This window comes from Cupriavidus sp. FW305-3-2-15-C-LB2 (assembly GCF_058787575.1).
Genome location: NZ_JBYSZW010000001.1, coordinates 41,500 through 58,477 on the forward strand (window position 1 = coordinate 41,500; position 16,978 = coordinate 58,477).

The following is a 16,978-nucleotide window of genomic DNA, read 5'->3' on the forward strand; positions in this document are numbered from 1 at the left end:
CGGTCAACGCAGGGTGCCATTGGTGTGGCAGACATGCTTCACCACATCCGGGCAGCCGCGCGCGCCATACTGTTTGAGGCAAAGCGGCAGGGTCCAGGCGACTGCAATGCGGTCACGCGGCATCTCAGCCGCTTGCTGGCCTTGGCCATTCAGCAAGAGTCGGCGCTCGACATCGCAGTAATTCTTGGCAGCGCCGCAGAGTTGCGCTGTTTTCCCGACGATCAGACGTTCGAGCGCTGTACTCGTACGGTTCAACGTGACGGTGGCAAAGCTGTGCGCGCCGTATTGTGGGCGGTACGACATCGGTGCGCGCGTGCGGATGAGCACCACCAACGGTTCCTCGTTAGGTGGTGACTTGATCCGGGGGAGCGTTAAAAACAAGTGCTGGTGGAGAACTCGAACCTCCGCGCGGATGTAGCTAAGGTCGCCAATCCTTGGCTACAACTGATGGCTCATCAGGCGGTGTTCATTATGAGCAGCTACCGTCATGGCTCTAACGCAGCAATCGTCCAATAAATACGGGCGAAAACATTGTCTCCAGTCCGTCATTGGTGGTGCTCTGACGGGGAAATTTTCTCCGGCCCTTGTGCCGGAGCTTTTTTTTATGTGCCCCTCGTGAAAAACCATAGTTGGTTCAGAAGGTCATGAGAATAATCCTCAGCCATCTATGAAAGTCCATCGGGCCAAACTGAAGCATGCCACCATCGCGCGCGCCAAGAAACTGGGCCGCGGTAGTGCGGACTGCACGCCAGTCCAGCAACGAGTCTGGAACGTAATCCCGCTCATTCCGAATCCTGCCTGTTTGCGCAACAGACGGTTGCCACCTCATGTCCTTTGCCACCACATCGTAGAGTGGAACTTCTTTGCAGCCAATGGCTTAGGAAAACTCTCGCCATCTTGGCCGGCAGGCCGTTCGCCACAAGGTTCGAGACTTTACTGATTGCTCGCCAAACTGTTCCAGAGTTATCGAGATCAGAGTGAAGCTGCCCCCTACTGAAGGGGTAGCCTGGCATAGCCATGCGGAAATGGCCCCCAACAAAACGCCCAGGCGGGCATTCATGGGAGTAGCCCGGACCAACTAGGTTCGGCATGCCTGAAACAGCCGAGTCGGGCCGTCTAGTACGAAGCTGCGAGGCAACCCCACCGACGCCTGGTCGACCATGTATCAGGCGTCGCCGCTTGGGCCAACGCTATGGCACACCCACATTCCACCTACAATATTTCCCTTTGACTTCCACCGTCGAGGTGGTCAACCAGCGACGGCGCGTTTCATGCACACGCCCCAGTCGCAATATGGTCTCACTGGCGCCGAATCTGTCACCATCATACTCAGGGGTCCAAGGATGAAGTTTTCACAGCGTCATGGTTTCGATCCGACTCGCGCGGCCGGCCCAATCGTGCAGGATGCGCCGGATTGGCTGCGGCGTGAGTATCTCGTCAAGATTCTGTCAAAGTTGACTTATGTTGACATGGACAGCCGCTATAAGAACGAAGAGAAGGCTCCGCTCGGCATAAAGGCTCTACATGAGAGGATCAGCATCGATACTCGGCGGACCATGGATGACAACGATTGGGACTCTTGGCACTGCAACGAAGCACTAGAGAATACGATATTGGCATGTGAGTGGTACCAGTTCTATGACAGCGTCGAGACTGTCGGAGAAATGCTGCGGGATACGGAATCAAAGTATGAGATCGACAAAGACTTGAACGACTTTCTTGGCGAGCCTTCGTACGAGCACTTTTCCTTCGGTCATTATCGCGAGGCGGTCAATGATCTTTTCCAAAAGCACGTCGTTGGCTGGCGCATGAGTTCGAAAGGGAATTTGGAGACAGCGCTCCCAAAAGATCTGGCTGATCGAGTCGCATCTGTCGAAAAAAAGCTTAGCGACGACTTCGAACCCGCGCGGATCCACTACAGCAAGGCCAGAACTTACATCCTAGGAACGGGAAAGGACCCTGAGAATTCGATCAAGGAATCGATTAGCGCAATCGAAAGCGTTTGCCGCGTCTTCTATCCGAAGGCAGCAAGTCTCGGGAAGGCGTTAGATTTCATGAAGGCGGATCCGGGCTTCCCGGCCCGTCTCCTAACGGTTCTTCAGAAGCTGTACGACTACGCCAACGATGAACCAGGGGTGCGCCATGGCAGCAGACATACGCCGAAGGTCGCAGAGTTGGACGCGGAATTAGTGCTGCATATCGCCACTGCATTCATCCGTTATGTCATCGAAGCGAAAAGGTCGCCTACATCTGCAAGCAGAATGCTGTCATGACGGTAGGGCGACGCAACCGATATGCCGCGTCGGTGTGCGCCGATTTCAGGACAGGAATGCCCCTCTATTTTGCATTGAACAACTCAATTAGAATGCCGCAAAGAAATGAGCACACAACAAAAAGAGTATGTATTCTTCGACCCTGATATCCGGCTATCGGCCCTTGCCAGGCACGATCCCCGTCAAGTCAGACGCCTTGTCTCTCGTGGGCCAAAGAATTTTTATCCTTTGGCCCTGTACAAGTACCGATCGGTCGGCTCCGATGTCGATGTCGCTCGCCTCCGAACCATCCTGGTAGATTCTGAGTTCTACCTCTCATCTCGCAAACAGTTCAACGACCCATTTGATGCAACGGCAGTACCGTTCGTCACCAGCAACGGGCCGAAGCGGATGCGTTGGGCACACGATCTGGCCAAGGGACAAAATGTCACTTATAAGGATAGGAAGCGTTTTGTGAAGCAGATGACCGACCCTGCTTTTGCTGAGAGGCGCGCGCTATTCACCTTGAATTCCAACCTCGATAGTTCCGGAGTTTTCTCATTTGCTGGAGATCCTCGGGACATCCTGATGTGGTCTCATTATGCCTCGTCTCACAATGGAATCTGCCTGCGATTCGAAATCGCGCTGGATGCCGATACGTTTCTGCATGCTTTGGCGGTACAGTACTCCGAGCAGTTCCCGGTGATTGATTGGATATCTACGGATTACGCACAGAACACTATACGAGCCCTTCTCACCAAATCGCCGCATTGGCTATATGAGCGAGAGCGGCGCTTCGTGGTCACAAACGGGGCCGGCAAATTTCTGCCATTCCTTCCTCAAGCCTTAACCCACGTTATCTATGGATGCAAGGTCACACCATCTACCGTTGACGCTGTTCGTAGCGTGCTCTCCGAGAGATATGCCGCAGGCAGACCGAGGGTGAAAGAGCTTTACGCCCATCAGTCCCGTGAGCGTTTCTCTCTCGGAATTTTTTCCGCTCCTGCGCGACCGAACGAGTGGCGTGGCAGGGCAACCTGGCCCCCGACGCTGACACAGCCTCCAATCTAACTAGCCTCCGCTGCGCATGTACCAGGCAGACGAATAAAGCGAAGTGGCTGCAGTTGACCAATTGCCGTCCTTGAGCAGCACGATATGCCAATGGCTGGTACAACGGCCATCAACTGACGACGTGTGTCTCGCGGCCGTCGACTGCCCCTTCTGCGAGAGCCTTCCTATTCCTGGCAGTGCGCTTCTGCTCCTCAGCCATCAATCCTATGCCTGCGCTGTCGGCGATCCACTAGACCTGGCACGCAGCGCCTCATATAGCTGTGCGGGCCCGAGCAGAATATCTCTCAGTCCTTCGCGGACTCGTTCCGAGCCGAGTGCCTGTGTACTCATGGCGGTGTGTGCATCCAATGCGTCCATAATGGCGTGCATCAACGCATCCTTCAGGTCGGGGGAGTTGGCAAACTGCTCCTTGCTATTGCTCATGGCCTGCTGCACTAGCATATCGTTCTCCAGCAACTTACCCTTGAGCACGCCATTCACGTATACGAGCTGGTCGTCATCGGTGAGGTCGCCCTCAAACAGGCCATTGACCTTCTGGATGATCTCGTCAAGGAAGGCCTTCTGTTTGTCCTGCACGGCGCCACTGCCGACGGCATCCATCGGCGGCAGCTTGGGCGCCTCGCCATAATTCAGGCTCAACGGCTGGCGGCCCGTATTCCTCAGGCTGTGATGGGTCAGCACCACTTTGGACAGATCGACAGTATCGCGCTCACGGCCGAACTCCAGCAGCGGGATGAGACGCTTATAGAACAGGAATCGCTTTTCGATACCGGTATTGCCGTAATCGAAAATCTGCGACAAGAAGGCATACAGCCGCACAAACGCTCCCATGTCGTTCTTGAAGAGCACCAAGGCTTCGAGCGCATCCTTGGCCGCCTGCGCGTCCTTGTTGGCGTGTTGCGCTTCAGCGGCGGCCTTGTCCTGCTGCGCTGCCTTGTAACGCTTGAGCAGACGATCCGCCACCGGCGCGATTGCGGTGCTAAGCTGCGCCTGTGTGCCTTTCGGGTCCAGTTCAACTTTTGCCACATGATCTACCTCGAATTCGTCATAGTAGCCGGTAGCATCGAGCTTGGAGCGCAGGTCGTAGACGTGATGTGGGTCGGTAGTGGCCTCTAATTGGGCGGTCTCGTAGTAGGTCTTGAACGCCTTCAGGACTTCAACGGGGTCGTTGACGAAGTCGAGGATGTAGGTGGTGTCCTTGCTGGGATGGGCTCGATTCAGGCGCGACAACGTCTGGACCGCCTGGATGCCGCCGAGCATCTTGTCGACATACATGCCGCACAGCAAGGGCTGATCAAAGCCGGTTTGGAATTTGTTGGCAACGAGCAGGAGGTGATACTCGGGCTCGGCGAACGCGTCGCGGATGTCGCGACCTTTGAGACCGGGATTCAGCTCCTTGCTGGTCTCGGTGACCGGCGCTGGGTAGCTCTCGGTATCGTTAATTTCGCCGGAGAACGCCACCAGGACGCCTAGCGGATAGTTCCGCCTTTCGATATAGGCGCGAATGGCCTTCTGCCATCGCACTGCCTCCCTGCGGCTTGCTGTGACGACCATGGCCTTGGCCTTGCCGTCGAGCAAGGGTAGGACGTTCTCGCGGTAGTGCTCGACGACGATTTGTACCTTCTGCGCGATGTTGTATGGATGCAGCCGCACCCACTGCATGATGCCCTTCGTCGCGGCACTACTTTCGACCTGCTGTTCGTCGTATTCTTGGCCGTCATGGGCCAGCTTGAATGCGAGCTTGTAAGTTGTGTAGTTCTTCAGCACATCGAGAATGAAACCTTCCTCGATGGCCTGGCGCATCGAATAGACGTGAAAGGGCTGCGGCAGTCCGTCGGGGCCGACTCGGCCGAACAATTCCAGTGTCTTTTGCTTGGGGGTAGCGGTGAAGGCCACATAGGTCAGGCCCTTGGCGCCCGTGCGGGCCTCCATCTGGGCGGCCAATACCACCTCGCTGTCGATTTCACCACCATCCTGAAGCTCGGCCCATTCTTCGGCCGATAGCAGCTGCTTGAGCTTGGCCGCCGCCTCGCCCGTCTGCGAGCTGTGCGCTTCGTCGGCGATGACGGCGAAACGCTTGCCTTCGGTTGCCGCCAGCTCCTGCACCGCCTGCAAGGCGAACGGAAACGTCTGGATGGTGCAAACGATGATTTTCTTGCCATCCTTGAGCGCCTGGCCTAGTTGTGCGCTCTTGCTCCCGTGTTCGTTGGTGATGGTAGCCACCACACCGGTGGTCCGCTCGAAATCGAAGATCGCTTCCTGCAGCTGCGCGTCGAGCACCGTGCGGTCCGACACCACTAGCACGCTGTCGAAAATCTTCTGGTGTTCGGCATTGTGCAGGTCGGCGAGGAAGTGTGCCGTCCAGGCAATCGAATTGGTCTTGCCCGAGCCCGCCGAATGCTGTATCAGGTAACGCTGGCCAGAGCCTTGCGCCAGTACATCGGCCACTAGCTTGCGTGTCGCATCGAGCTGGTGATAACGCGGGAAGATAACGGTCTTTGGCTGCTTCTTCTCGTCGCGCTTGCCAATCAGGTAACGGTGGAGGATGTCAAGCCAGCTCTCGCGCGCCCACACCTCTTCCCACAGGTAGCCGGTGGCAAAGCCGTCCGGGTTCGGCGCATTGCCTGCCGCACCGAAGTTGCCCCGGTTGAACGGCAGGAATTGCGTGGTCGAACCGGCTAGCCTCGTGGTCATCATGACCTCGGCTTGACTCACGGCGAAGTGCACGAGAGCCCCGCCAGGAAAGCTTAGTAACTGCTCCATCTGCCCGCCCTTGGGCTGCGGATGACGGTCGAAGCGGTATTGGTCCACCGCATCCTGCACGCTCTGCGTGAAGTCCGACTTCAGCTCGGCTGTGGCGACAGGGATACCATTGACGAACAGGACCAAGTCCAGTGCGTCCTGCGGGTTGTTTGGAGAGTGCCGCACCTGGCGTACCACGCGCAGCCGGTTGGCGGCGTAGTGCTCCTGGATGACGGGGTTGATGGCCAGTGCGGGCTTGAACTGCACCAGTGAAAGCGGCTCCTTCAACCCAAGCATTTCTATGCCACGGCGCAGCACATCGAGTGTGCCGCGTTCGTTCAGGTTCTTGCGCACCCGCTCGGCCAGGCGCTCCTTAAGGGTGGGGCCATGAGTCTTGGTCAGGCGTTGCCATGAGTCCAGCTGGGTTGCCTCAATCCATGCCAGTAGATCGGGCAAAAAGAGCCCACTGGCGCGGTCATAGTGCGAGGCATCGCCTTCGGCATAGAGCCAACCGTTGGCCGCCAGGGATTGACAGATTTCTGCTTCGAAGTGGTATTCTTGGTGCAGCTGGTCCATGGTTGACCCGTATGCGTTCGATATTGTTCTTTACAGGGGGGCAGGCGGCGGATGCCTCCTAGCCTTCAGCGTAACTGCGCTCTATAAGCGTTTTGGCTCTCTCGAGGTCCGCCAATTACTGTCATTCCAGCCTTGTGGCGGGACCGGGGAGCTCGCTTGCGACGCGTTGGCCAAGCGGAACAGCTGGATATTGCTCATGCGGCCAGCTCCTCCGGTACCGCTTCGCGCACGTCGATTTTGCCAGTGACGGCCGCGGCAATCAGGGCGCTGCGGCGCTCCTTGAGCAGGCCAATGGCGCGCTCTGCGTCGGCGCTTAGAGCGTCGAGCTTTGCCGTCTCACTTTCCAAAAATCGAACGATCTCCGTCTGCTCTTCTTCTGAGGGAAATGGAACGTAGATTTGCCCAAAATCTTCGAAATAGAGTCTAAGGCGCATATCCATAATTCCTCTCGAATGTCGCCTGAATTCGGTAAACATAACGCCGCAGCGGAACAGATAGTCGTAGTACTGCGGATTAAGCGGCTTTGTTTGTCTCAGAATGTCGTAAGCTGGACTCGTTACACCGTCATAATTCGAAAGACCGATTGCCCCCATCCAAGCGAGCAACTTGTTAACAATGATGTCCCCTTTGCGTACTATCCAATACCCATCTGTTGTTGTAGCTTTGTTGCCCCTCTCTTCCAACGACTTCCGTGGACGCACGCCAATGTCGGTGTAGATTGACAAGAGTTCCTCGTTATTGTCATCAGGGGCGGGTTCCGCAACTAGGCGAAACAGTCGCTTCGTTGCGAGCGTCTCCCAATGCGCCGGCACCTCGCCCAGCCACGTCACGCCGGTGTCCTTCATCGGGGCACTGGGATTGAGGCCTCGTGTGACGGCATGCGAGATGGTCGCCTGGCGCTTTTCGGCCAGCAGCTTGAGGAGGCTCTCCTGCGCTGCAATCAGAACATCGATCTTGCCCGCTTCGCGGTCGAGGAAGGTCGCAATGGCGAATTGCTCGTCAATTGGCGGATAGGGAATGCCAAGATTCGAAATGATTTCAACAGACAGGCCAGGCTGAGCAGCAGACACGGAGTACTGGTTCAGGTTCATTGCCCGCAACAACTCGCCCAACCAAGTAGCCGAGACGGCTCTGATTGGTGTGGCGACTACCGCATGCTCCGATGCCCAGAACTTCCCGCTCGAATAATTGACATTCCCGCACAAAGCGCCTTGGCGCCCAATGAGAGCGAAGCGGCCATCGTGTGTAAAGGATGTGGTGAATCCCCGCAAGCCGTTTCCACCATATACGGGATATGCGCCTTCCTCTTCAATGTTCTCAGCAGTAATACTTTCTCCACTCTTGAGTGTGGCGATTCTCTTGAGGCTGAGAACCTCCCAATGCTGCGGCACGTCTCCCAACCACGCCACCCTGCTGTCCTTGTATAGTGAGTATTTGGGCAGTCTCATTCCGCCAACTCCTCGAGCATCTTCATGATGTTGGCTGACACAGCCTTCAGCTCTTCGTCAATCGTATGCAGGTCGCGCGGCGGCTCAAAAACGTAGAAATGCCGGTTGAATGGGATTTCGTAGCCGACTTTGGTCTTCTCTTCGTCTATCCAGGCATCCGGTGCGTGCGGCAACACTTCCCGTTTGAAATAGGCGCCAGTGTCCTCTGAGAGAGGCACGCTTTCGGTATCACGCAGGGCGCTGTCGGCCTGCGGTTTGCCCTTCTGCTTACCTTTCAGGCCGAGTACTACCCGGCCTTGCTCGTCGCGCAGCGGGCGTTCGACCGTAATCGTGGTATAGCCAAAGTCCTCGTTCTTAAAGATGCGCGAGATAGGCGTGAGCTTGACTTGGCCGCCAGCAGGCACATCAGGCGCGTTTGCCGTGGCGGCAACTACGTAACGACCGACTTCCTTGCCCTCAGCGTCCAGCACAGTTGCATCATCCGCCTCGAGAAAACCGCCAAAAAGCCGAGTCACCATGGCGATATGCTCGTCGCTCATTTCCTTTCGCTTGCTGCCCAGGCTCTTTCGCATCTTCTGCCAGAAACTTGAGGCATCGATGAGTTGCACGTAGCCCTTGCGGTCATCCGGCTTCTTGTTCGACAGAATCCACACATAGGTAGCAATGCCCGTGTTGTAGAACATGTCAGTCGGCAAGCCGACGATGGCCTCCACCAGGTCGTTTTCCAGCACGTAACGACGGATTTCACTCTCCCCGCTGCCGGCGCCGCCAGTGAACAGCGGGGAGCCGTTCAGCACGATGCCAAAGCGGCTACCGCCCTCCTGCGCGGGTCGCATCTTTGAAAGCAGGTGCATCAGGAATAGCATCGAGCCGTCGGACACGCGTGGCAGGCCGGGCCCGAAGCGCCCGTCGAACCCTTTCTGTTCGTGCTCCTGGCGTACGGGCTTCTCGACTTTCTTCCACTCGACGCCAAACGGCGGGTTGGAGAGCATGTAGTCGAACTTGCGCCCTCCATGGCCGTCATCCGATAGCGTGTTGCCTGCGACAATGTTCGCGACGTCTTGGCCCTTGATGAGCATGTCGGCCTTGCAGATGGCGTAGGACTCGTCGTTGAGTTCTTGGCCAAACATGGTCAGGCGGGCGGCCGGGTTGTGTTCCAGCAGGTACTCGCCGGCCACCGAGAGCATGCCGCCGGTGCCTGCCGTGGGGTCGTAGATGGTGCGTACCACGGCATTACCGGGCGTCAGCACATCATCGTCCTCAATGAACAGCAGGTTCACCATCAGCCTGATGACCTCTCGTGGGGTGAAGTGCTCCCCAGCTGTCTCGTTCGAGATTTCGGCAAATTTGCGAATCAGCTCTTCGAAGACCAGGCCCATTTGGGCATTGTCCACCGTGGCCGGATGGAGGTCGACATTGGCGAACTTTTCCGTCACTAGATAGAGCAGGTTTGCCTTGGCGAGCCGCTCAATCTGGGTGGCGAAGTCAAAGCGCTCAAAGATGTCACGCGCGGCTGGCGAGAACGCCTGGATATAGGCGTAAAGGTTCTGCCGGATGTGGTCCTGGTCACCCAACAGTTTGACAAGGTCGAGCGGGGATGTGTTGTAGAACGACTGACCGGCCTTACGGGTCAGGAATGGGTCTGGATTCAGGCCGGCCTTGGTTTTGGCATCGGACTCGGCTAGTACTGCCGCCTTGGTGGACTCGAGAACACAGTCCAGGCGACGTAGCACGGTAAAAGGAAGGATGACTCGGCCGTACTCGGATTGTTTGTAGTCGCCACGCAGCAGGTCAGCTACGGACCAGATGAAAGATGAGAGAGCTTGGTGGTTCATGACTTCAGTGGATGTGCCTATCGCTGGATTCCGAGCCGTTCGGACGTGCAGATGGGAGCCAATCAGAAGGGATCCTGCAGCGAAAAAATTGTTGCGGCATTTTACCTTGGTAGCCGGCACGGCCATGCGACCGCCGCTACTTTGCCAATTCAATGGCCGAAGCTACCCGCCCGGCCAGCAGTTATCGAACGATTGAGGCTCGCCAGTGCAACAGCTTCCAAGCTGACCGCGAGTCACCGAGTGCTCAGATACAGTTGTCATTCACCCAGCGGTATCGGTTCGGATCTTCTGTCAGCAAGAAAGCCTTCATGGCTTCGCGCCTTGCTTTGTCCCCTCGTAGGAAGATGCCTCGCAGTTCTGAGTCAATGGTTCGCGCGCTAGCGCCGCGCTCCTCAGCCTGGGCATACCAGTTACGAGCTTCGCCAAAGTTACCCATTTCCATATGCACAGCGCCGAGCAGCGTACATGGTCGGAAGTCCCGCGGCTGGAACGCATGTCCCTGCTCGCCCAACTGGCAAGCGTCGTTCAGCCGGCCCATGTCGCGCATGACGCCGCCGCGCGTGGTGCACATGGCCGCCTTCGTCTTGGGGTCTTTGAGACGGTTGGCCGGCACGCTGTCGAGCAGTTTGAGCGCCGCATCCGTCTGATTGCATTTACGATAGTGGCCGCTGGCATTGACCGCGTTCCAAGGGTCTTGGGTGCGACGGTACTCGTCAGCGAAGAACTCGGCCTCGCGCAGGTGGTAGGCAAACTGCAACTCTTCCGTGAAGTGCTCCCTTGCCGCGGTCGTGAGCCAGATAAAGTCGTCGACGGTCAGGCGACTGCCAGAGTCGATACGCTTGAGGATGTCCATCATCCGTCCGAACAGTGGCTGTTCAATGAAGTCCATCCCGTACCTTCTCCGTAGGGCTTGGTTCTCCATCTTAGCTATGTACTTGGGATCGCTCTCGCGGACTTTGCGGGCGAGTTCCGCTGCCTCGCACTCGCGCTTGTATCTCGCCGCCCACTCCGCCTCTCGAGCCACAAGTTCGGCTTCCTTGGTCTGGCGTGCTGCTTCGGCGGCTTGAATCCGGGCTTGCAGTTCGAGGCTTGAGGCCGCAATGAAGGCCTCATAGGTGATCTGGCCGGTCGCCAATAGGTGCAATCCGATTAGGTTCTGGTCCTGCAGGAACTTCAGGGACCGTTCCGTGAGCGGACGCCCATGATGCATGCTGTTTAAGATATTGCTGAGGCGGGTTGCCGGGATGGTCGCGCCGGCGATGTCGCTCACGCAGAAGTGACGGGCGATGTCGAGGAGGGTCGAATTGCTCATAGTGGTGGTTGACACGTCCCTCAGTTCCTGGTGGTTCCGAGAAGGCATTTGTGTCTTCGCCCCATACTGTCTGCCGGGCTGAGGCCGCGCATACCCCACGTTGGTGGGGTATGTTGTTCAACTTGTTCGCAGCGCTCTTGCTGCTAGACATGCCCGCAAGCCAATAGAATCTCTGCACTGGCAAACTCCTCTGCCGCATGGAATCCGAAACGACTCGACCTTCCGCGTTACAAGCCGATCTGGAGTACCCGCCCGAACTGTTCCTGCATCGCGGCGACATGCTCGTGTGGGCGCTTGATGCTGGCGGCAGGCTTCGCTACGTTGACCACGTCCCCAATGGCAAAGCGTGCGGCTGCTTCTGCCCGGCGTGCAGAGAACCATTGATAGCGCGGCATGGGCAGATCCTGGCTCACTCCTTCGCCCATGATTCCGGCGCTGAGTGCCGGTGGGCGCATGAGGCGATCCTTCATCACATCGCCAAACACCTAATCGAAAAAGGGGGCGTGTTTGCGGTGCCTCCGCGCCACGTAGTCGTGCGTCGCGAAGGCCCCATCCGGCCAATCGTACAAGAGACGAGGAGCGCCGCCGCAATCATAAGACCGGATTCAGTGGGGCTCGAAAACATCCTCTTCAAGCATCGCCCGGACATTGTTCTGCGGATCGGAGAGCGCCGCCTATTGGTCGAGATCGCCGTTCGAAGCAAGGTCAGCAGCGGAAAACGGGCGCAACTGACAGCACGCGGGTATGCAGCAGTCGAAATTGACCTGACACGGGAGCGGCCTGAGACCGTCGGCGATCTCGCGGCCATCCTTTTCGGTGATGATTCCCGAAAGCAGTGGCTGGTCAACGGGAAGCTGGATCTGGAGCGCGAGCGACTCGAGCAGGCGTGCGAGACAGCGTTCCAGGAGCAGGTGCGCGAATACGCCGCGCGTGAAGAGGCGAAACGTGTCGCCCGGCGTCACGTTGCGCAGCTCGTGCGAACTGTGCCTGCAGACGCGACGCGTTTTAGAACCCCTGACGGCTCACTCTGGATCCGATTTGTCGCCAGCAATGAAGTGCTGATCGTCGTCGAGGACGGAGCGCGGGACTTATTGGGTGAACTGCGGATGATCGCGACCATGCGCGCCGACAACGCGTTTCAAGTCTCCAAGTCGACGTGGGTTCGCCTCCAACGCACGTATGGGGCCACCCCAGTCTGAACACTCTGGAGGTTCTAGCACGTGCGCGTGTGTAAGTAAGTCTAGGTCTTGTGTAGCTAGTGCTGGGAACGGCGACGCTGCGCCCCCGACATAAAATGGCCCATTCGGACTTGTCCAGAGCGAAGTCCAACAAGGAGAAAACGCGATGACGACGATACCAACGCTGGAAGCCGCATGGGGCACGCTCCATGCTCACCTACGGGCCCAGAAATTTGACACTATCAAGGACATCGTCGGTTTGGGCGGTGTGAACCTGTACGCGCCTGCGCTGGCGCGGCTGGTGCAGAAGCAGGAGAACGGCGCTTCCAAGGGCCAGCTGATGGCGGCCATCGAAGGCGAACTTGGCAGCATGATGCCCGAGCAGCGCCGACACAGCGTTGTCCTGATTGCGGAAGAATTGCTGCGCCGGGCGCCCGAGTTGCAGTCTGCCTTGGCAGATGACCTCAGACGGCACGGCTGGGGTCTAGCCGACAACCGGCTCATTCCGCTGGAACTGTTTGACCCCGCCGAGTTGGGCGCGTTGCCGGAAATCCCTCGCGCTGATTTGGTGAAGGCCGCACAGCGCTTCCGGGACGGTGACTTGGGCGGCGCGATCTCGGCCGCCTGCGGTGCGGTGGACAGCGCGGTGGCGCTCGTCTACCGCCAGCACGGCTTGGGAGACCCTAGCAAGGCCTCGTTCCAAGAGGGATGCAACGTCGCACTCGGGGCTGTGGCTAACTTTGACGCCCCCTTGCGCGCGCTGGGCTGGGATGACGGCACCCTCAAGCCGTTCTTACAGAATTTCAAGGGAGCCTTGAACCAGGGCGCCTACGTCATGCAGGTCCTACGCTCAAAGATGGGCGACGTGCATGGCACCAAGCCCATCCTAAAACCGCTGGTGTTCGATGCGCTGAAATGGGCGGAACTCTTCGTGCGTACCCTCACCGTCCATTGACGACGAGCGATCATTCGGAAGCCAATGGATAGGGATGGAGGTGAGGGTGTGAAAGAAGACGATCTCACAGATGCGGAACAGGAACTCCTCGAGAGACTACCTGGCCCCCCCGCAGTAGCGACAATCCGAGCGACCAACGTTTGGATTGTCGAGTGGCTGCATCCCGATGAGAAATGTACCGGGCGACTTCTGCACGAGTGGATGGAGGAGCGCCGACCGGGCTGGTCTGCATACCGCTCTTGTAAGAACAAGGCCGAAGTCATCGCGGCAATTGACTGCGCAACCGTGCGCACGCAGCAAACCGGAATGATCCCCGTTCTCCATCTCGAAGCCCATGGTGATGACACCGGCCTCGAAGGACCGGACGGTACCGGAGGGCGAGAATTGCTAAGCTGGGAGGAGTTGACCATCCCTTTGCAACAGCTGAATCTGGTGACGCATTGCAATCTGGTGGTCGTAGTCGCAGCCTGTACTGGTTTCGCCGGGATCAAAGCTTTCCGTCAAGGACCCCGTGCCCCAGCCGTTGCGCTGGTTGGCCCTGATGCCGAAGTGACGCCAACCAATTTGCTTCAAGGGACCAAGGAGTTTTATAGGCGCTGGATGGATCAAGAGCCCACGCTTAGGGCCATAGCGGCAAGCGCGTCTCAAGAGGCCACGACAGTTGCATTTGAATGGGAGCCATTCGTGGTGCTTGCCTTTGAGGCATTGATGAAGCACCTCATGATCTCCAGGCGTCCTGACGAACAGCGGCGCCGGGTAGAGAGGCTGCGGCAGCAATTGCTGGCAGAAGGGCAGTTGGCAGCAGCCGAAATAGAACGTCGATTGATAGAGTTACCCCTGTTCCGATCTTCGGACGAGATGCAGCGTGTGTGGGATGAGATGTTCATGATTGATCTTGATCCAGGCAATCGCGAACGGTTCGGAGTTGATATGGCCGCAGTTCTAAAACTGATCTCAGAAGGATAGATGCGAGAATGGACGCGAACGAATTGATCAAAGTGGTACCTTCTGAAGGTGGTCAAAGAAGTCTATAGCGATGCGGTCGCCGACACCTTGAAGGAGGCCAGCAAGCTTGGCGTCGATTTGGTCAAGACACTACGTCTAGCGCTCTTTCCAATTCAATATGGCGCGATGTTGCAGGACCGGCTCGCGCGTCATCTACGTAGTTCACTCGAACGCGTGCCGCAAGAGCGGCGTATCGCTCCCGTCGAATCGATGGCGCTTCAAGTGGCAGAGAAGCTAAGATTTCAGGAGGATGGATCGCCGTTGACAGAGATGTATCTCAACTTGTTGGCGCGCGCCATGGACAAGGAGCGGGTTTCGGAGGCGCATCCTGCGTTTGTGCAAATTATTGGCCAGTTGGCACCAGACGAGGCTCGATTGATTGAGCAACTCTCACGAAACGATCCATCAGCCTACATACGGTGGAAGGGAAACAACAATGTAATGAAGCGGGCGGACCGCGACGCGGCAGTGGAGCAAGCGCATTGCGCGGACGATTCGAAGGAGTTGTTGAAGACGCTGTTTGTGCGTCCCGAGGACCTGCAACAGCCGGCTTTACTGTATACGTATATCGAGCATCTTGTTTCTCTCGGACTCGTCGCCTACACAAACGAACATCGATGGGCTTCGAAATACGGAACCGTGACGACCGGCATGCCAGAAGTTGATTTTTGGTTTATCCGGTTGAACGGTTTTGGCCAACTTTTCCATCGCGCTTGTCTTGGAGCGGACGCGAGTCATATTGGTGACGAATAAGAAATTGGTGAAATATGGCTTCTGAACAACCTGACGCCCGCTTTATAAGGCGACTCATGCTCCTATGCTGTCACTGTGTTCGCAACATCGCCTACTACCGTATGGGATACGCGAACGAGGAAGGGACCGGAGCGCTGAAGCAGGCATCTCAGTTTGGCGCCACTGTGAACGGCAATATGATCGATATTGCGGTGCTTGAATGGTGCAAGATGTTTGCTGACGGAAAAGCGCATCATCACTGGAAACGCTTCGTGAGGGGCAACTCGGACCAAAAGCAGTTTCTTGGCACCCTGTTGAGCCGGGTCGAATTAAGCGAGAGTAACTGGAAGCGATACTTAGACGAGATGCGTGTTTATCGCGACAAATTCGTTGCTCACTTGGATACGCACAGCGTGATGAATATCCCTCGTATGCAAGTGGCACTGGTATCCACATTATTACTTTATGAGCACGTTCGTTCGAAGGTGGGACAGGAAATGCTTGATTCACCTCAATGTAGGCACTTGCCTCAGGACCTCAATTCCTACTACTCCGCGTGTTGCGAGGAGGGGCGTCAGGCCTATTCAGCCGCGAGCAAACCAGCTGCTAGTTGACAGATGATGAAGGCATCTGAATAGTGTCCATGATGGCCCGAAGCCAGAGAAATGACACCCATCTGCCGATGGTCGCCTTGGACAGCTATCAGTAGGTCGGAATGCTGCAGAACCTCCGCCCCTATCAACGAAGCGCCCACCAAACCACCGCCGCGCCGACCAGGAGCAGGAACAGCCAGGAAGGACCACCGCCCCCCTGCCGTCGCGCATAGCGAGGCGTGCGATACCACCTGCCCTTGCTAAACACGACCTCAGTGCCGGGCTTCCCTTGCACCAACGCTCGCATCTCCTGAGGGCGACCGCCCGTATACGTTGCTCTGCCGTGGCATCCGCACGACTTTGGCGCTTTGGCGCTCGGCGTCGGCTGTCAGCTTCTCGATTTCTAGTGCGAGCTTTTTGCGCGCGTGCCGCGCTTTCGACCTCGGCCTTTACCAGTTCGACGTTCGACCAGTGCGCCCGTGGTCCCGTGGTATCTCCAGTCGTCGTCTAGACACGGATTTCCAGACTAGGCCACCTCCCTCATGACCTGGGCAACGCCGCCTGCCTTCTTTGAGGCGGTATTCCCGAGCCGGGCCGCCTGACAGCGGTTGACCATCGTCCGTAATGATCTTGCTACACCTGCGAGTAAGTCCTTGATTTTTATGACACTCGGCTCTGACGTGGCTGGCAAAGCTCTCGAATGAGATGGCAAACGACACCTCATTCCGAAAAAAGCGCTCCCCTGCCGCGAAAGTTGACATAGCGCCAGCTATGTCAACTTGCATAGCCTTGCAATGATACGGAGGAAGCAAAAAATGAGGGGCCTAGCGGGGAGGGCTAGCGGCGCGTGGCGGGTGCACATGCCATTCGCCCCTGGGCGAGCCCAGCGCCTCAACCAACATTAGGATCGTATGAGGAGTGCCCGCGACGCGGTGTAGCAGCGATCTTGCGCTCGGGCTTGGCGGGCGGGACAGCTTCCACGATGACCGTCATCGTCGGACGCGCGCTCGGCTCGGTGGTGGGATCGCCGGCCGGCGTCAAACCTGCCGCACGCGTCCTGGCCACCGCCTGCTCGATCGCACGTCCAACCACATCTTGAAAGCGTTGGCTCATGATGTAGTAAGTCAGTTTCGAAGCCATGGCGCCTCCGCCTCTGTGGTTTGTGAGTTCATCATAGCCGGCCGCGGCTAACCTCGCATCCGGGTGAGCCTGTCCAACGCGCGAGGCCCGTCTGGACTGCGGTTTCATTGCCCGCTTCGCTGCAATCCGCACCAGTTCG

13 protein-coding genes are annotated in these 16,978 nt (G+C 57.5%); 7 read left to right on the top strand and 6 right to left on the bottom strand.

The window, feature by feature from the left end; all coding sequences use genetic code 11:
- Positions 1-3 precede the first annotated feature (3 nt).
- Positions 4-330, bottom strand: a complete 327-nt coding sequence (locus AC3WRR_RS00215; protein WP_492295519.1) for a hypothetical protein — start codon at positions 328-330, stop codon at positions 4-6.
- A 1,013-nt stretch (positions 331-1,343) separates the two neighbouring features.
- On the opposite strand from AC3WRR_RS00215, the gene AC3WRR_RS00220 reads away from it, so the two are divergent.
- Together AC3WRR_RS00220 and AC3WRR_RS00225 are read left to right on the top strand one after the other, a co-directional pair.
- Positions 1,344-2,273, top strand: a complete 930-nt coding sequence (locus tag AC3WRR_RS00220; RefSeq protein ID WP_492295520.1) for an AbiJ-NTD4 domain-containing protein — start codon at positions 1,344-1,346, stop codon at positions 2,271-2,273.
- A gap of 105 nt (positions 2,274-2,378) precedes the next feature.
- Positions 2,379-3,323, top strand: a complete 945-nt coding sequence (locus AC3WRR_RS00225) for a DUF2971 domain-containing protein (RefSeq protein WP_492295521.1) — start codon at positions 2,379-2,381, stop codon at positions 3,321-3,323.
- A gap of 204 nt (positions 3,324-3,527) precedes the next feature.
- Here AC3WRR_RS00225 and AC3WRR_RS00230 read toward each other — a convergent pair whose 3' ends face one another.
- From AC3WRR_RS00230 to AC3WRR_RS00245, 4 genes are all read right to left on the bottom strand, one after another.
- Complete coding sequence (locus AC3WRR_RS00230) at positions 3,528-6,641, bottom strand: type I restriction endonuclease subunit R (RefSeq protein WP_492295523.1); 3,114 nt, start codon at positions 6,639-6,641, stop codon at positions 3,528-3,530.
- A 194-nt stretch (positions 6,642-6,835) separates the two neighbouring features.
- Positions 6,836-8,089: a restriction endonuclease subunit S gene (locus AC3WRR_RS00235; protein ID WP_492295525.1), complete on the bottom strand. Its 1,254-nt coding sequence runs from the start codon at positions 8,087-8,089 to the stop codon at positions 6,836-6,838.
- The gene (locus AC3WRR_RS00240; protein WP_492295527.1) at positions 8,086-9,924 is read right to left on the bottom strand and encodes a type I restriction-modification system subunit M; all 1,839 of its coding nucleotides are present in this window, start codon (positions 9,922-9,924) and stop codon (positions 8,086-8,088) included. The genes AC3WRR_RS00235 and AC3WRR_RS00240 overlap by 4 nt, the downstream gene beginning before the upstream one ends.
- A gap of 244 nt (positions 9,925-10,168) precedes the next feature.
- The gene (locus tag AC3WRR_RS00245) at positions 10,169-11,251 is read right to left on the bottom strand and encodes a hypothetical protein (protein WP_492295529.1); all 1,083 of its coding nucleotides are present in this window, start codon (positions 11,249-11,251) and stop codon (positions 10,169-10,171) included.
- Between the two features lie 182 nt (positions 11,252-11,433).
- On the opposite strand from AC3WRR_RS00245, the gene AC3WRR_RS00250 reads away from it, so the two are divergent.
- The 5 genes from AC3WRR_RS00250 (at position 11,434) to AC3WRR_RS00270 (ending at position 15,720) form a co-directional block, all read left to right on the top strand.
- Positions 11,434-12,435 (top strand): competence protein CoiA family protein, encoded by a 1,002-nt coding sequence (locus AC3WRR_RS00250; protein ID WP_492295531.1) that lies wholly within the window; start codon positions 11,434-11,436, stop codon positions 12,433-12,435.
- A 145-nt stretch (positions 12,436-12,580) separates the two neighbouring features.
- Complete coding sequence (locus AC3WRR_RS00255) at positions 12,581-13,369, top strand: hypothetical protein (protein ID WP_492295533.1); 789 nt, start codon at positions 12,581-12,583, stop codon at positions 13,367-13,369.
- 48 nt (positions 13,370-13,417) lie between these two features.
- Positions 13,418-14,335 carry a hypothetical protein gene (locus AC3WRR_RS00260; protein ID WP_492295535.1) on the top strand — a complete coding sequence of 306 codons (918 nt, stop codon included), beginning with the start codon at positions 13,418-13,420 and terminating at the stop codon, positions 14,333-14,335.
- Between the two features lie 48 nt (positions 14,336-14,383).
- Positions 14,384-15,127, top strand: a complete 744-nt coding sequence (locus AC3WRR_RS00265) for a DUF4393 domain-containing protein (RefSeq protein WP_492295537.1) — start codon at positions 14,384-14,386, stop codon at positions 15,125-15,127.
- A gap of 14 nt (positions 15,128-15,141) precedes the next feature.
- Positions 15,142-15,720 carry a hypothetical protein gene (locus tag AC3WRR_RS00270; RefSeq protein WP_492295538.1) on the top strand — a complete coding sequence of 193 codons (579 nt, stop codon included), beginning with the start codon at positions 15,142-15,144 and terminating at the stop codon, positions 15,718-15,720.
- 870 nt (positions 15,721-16,590) lie between these two features.
- Here the strand turns inward: AC3WRR_RS00270 and AC3WRR_RS00275 are convergent.
- Positions 16,591-16,839 (bottom strand): hypothetical protein, encoded by a 249-nt coding sequence (locus tag AC3WRR_RS00275; RefSeq protein WP_492295540.1) that lies wholly within the window; start codon positions 16,837-16,839, stop codon positions 16,591-16,593.
- Positions 16,840-16,978: the final 139 nt, after the last annotated feature.

Coding starts and splice junctions, on each gene's coding strand:
- AC3WRR_RS00220 (WP_492295520.1), top strand. CDS start 1,344: ATGAAGTTTTCACAGCGTCATGGTTTCGATCCGACTCGCGCGGCCGGC.
- AC3WRR_RS00225 (WP_492295521.1), top strand. CDS start 2,379: ATGAGCACACAACAAAAAGAGTATGTATTCTTCGACCCTGATATCCGG.
- AC3WRR_RS00230 (WP_492295523.1), bottom strand. CDS start 6,641: ATGGACCAGCTGCACCAAGAATACCACTTCGAAGCAGAAATCTGTCAA.
- AC3WRR_RS00235 (WP_492295525.1), bottom strand. CDS start 8,089: ATGAGACTGCCCAAATACTCACTATACAAGGACAGCAGGGTGGCGTGG.
- AC3WRR_RS00240 (WP_492295527.1), bottom strand. CDS start 9,924: ATGAACCACCAAGCTCTCTCATCTTTCATCTGGTCCGTAGCTGACCTG.
- AC3WRR_RS00250 (WP_492295531.1), top strand. CDS start 11,434: ATGGAATCCGAAACGACTCGACCTTCCGCGTTACAAGCCGATCTGGAG.
- AC3WRR_RS00255 (WP_492295533.1), top strand. CDS start 12,581: ATGACGACGATACCAACGCTGGAAGCCGCATGGGGCACGCTCCATGCT.
- AC3WRR_RS00270 (WP_492295538.1), top strand. CDS start 15,142: ATGGCTTCTGAACAACCTGACGCCCGCTTTATAAGGCGACTCATGCTC.
- AC3WRR_RS00275 (WP_492295540.1), bottom strand. CDS start 16,839: ATGGCTTCGAAACTGACTTACTACATCATGAGCCAACGCTTTCAAGAT.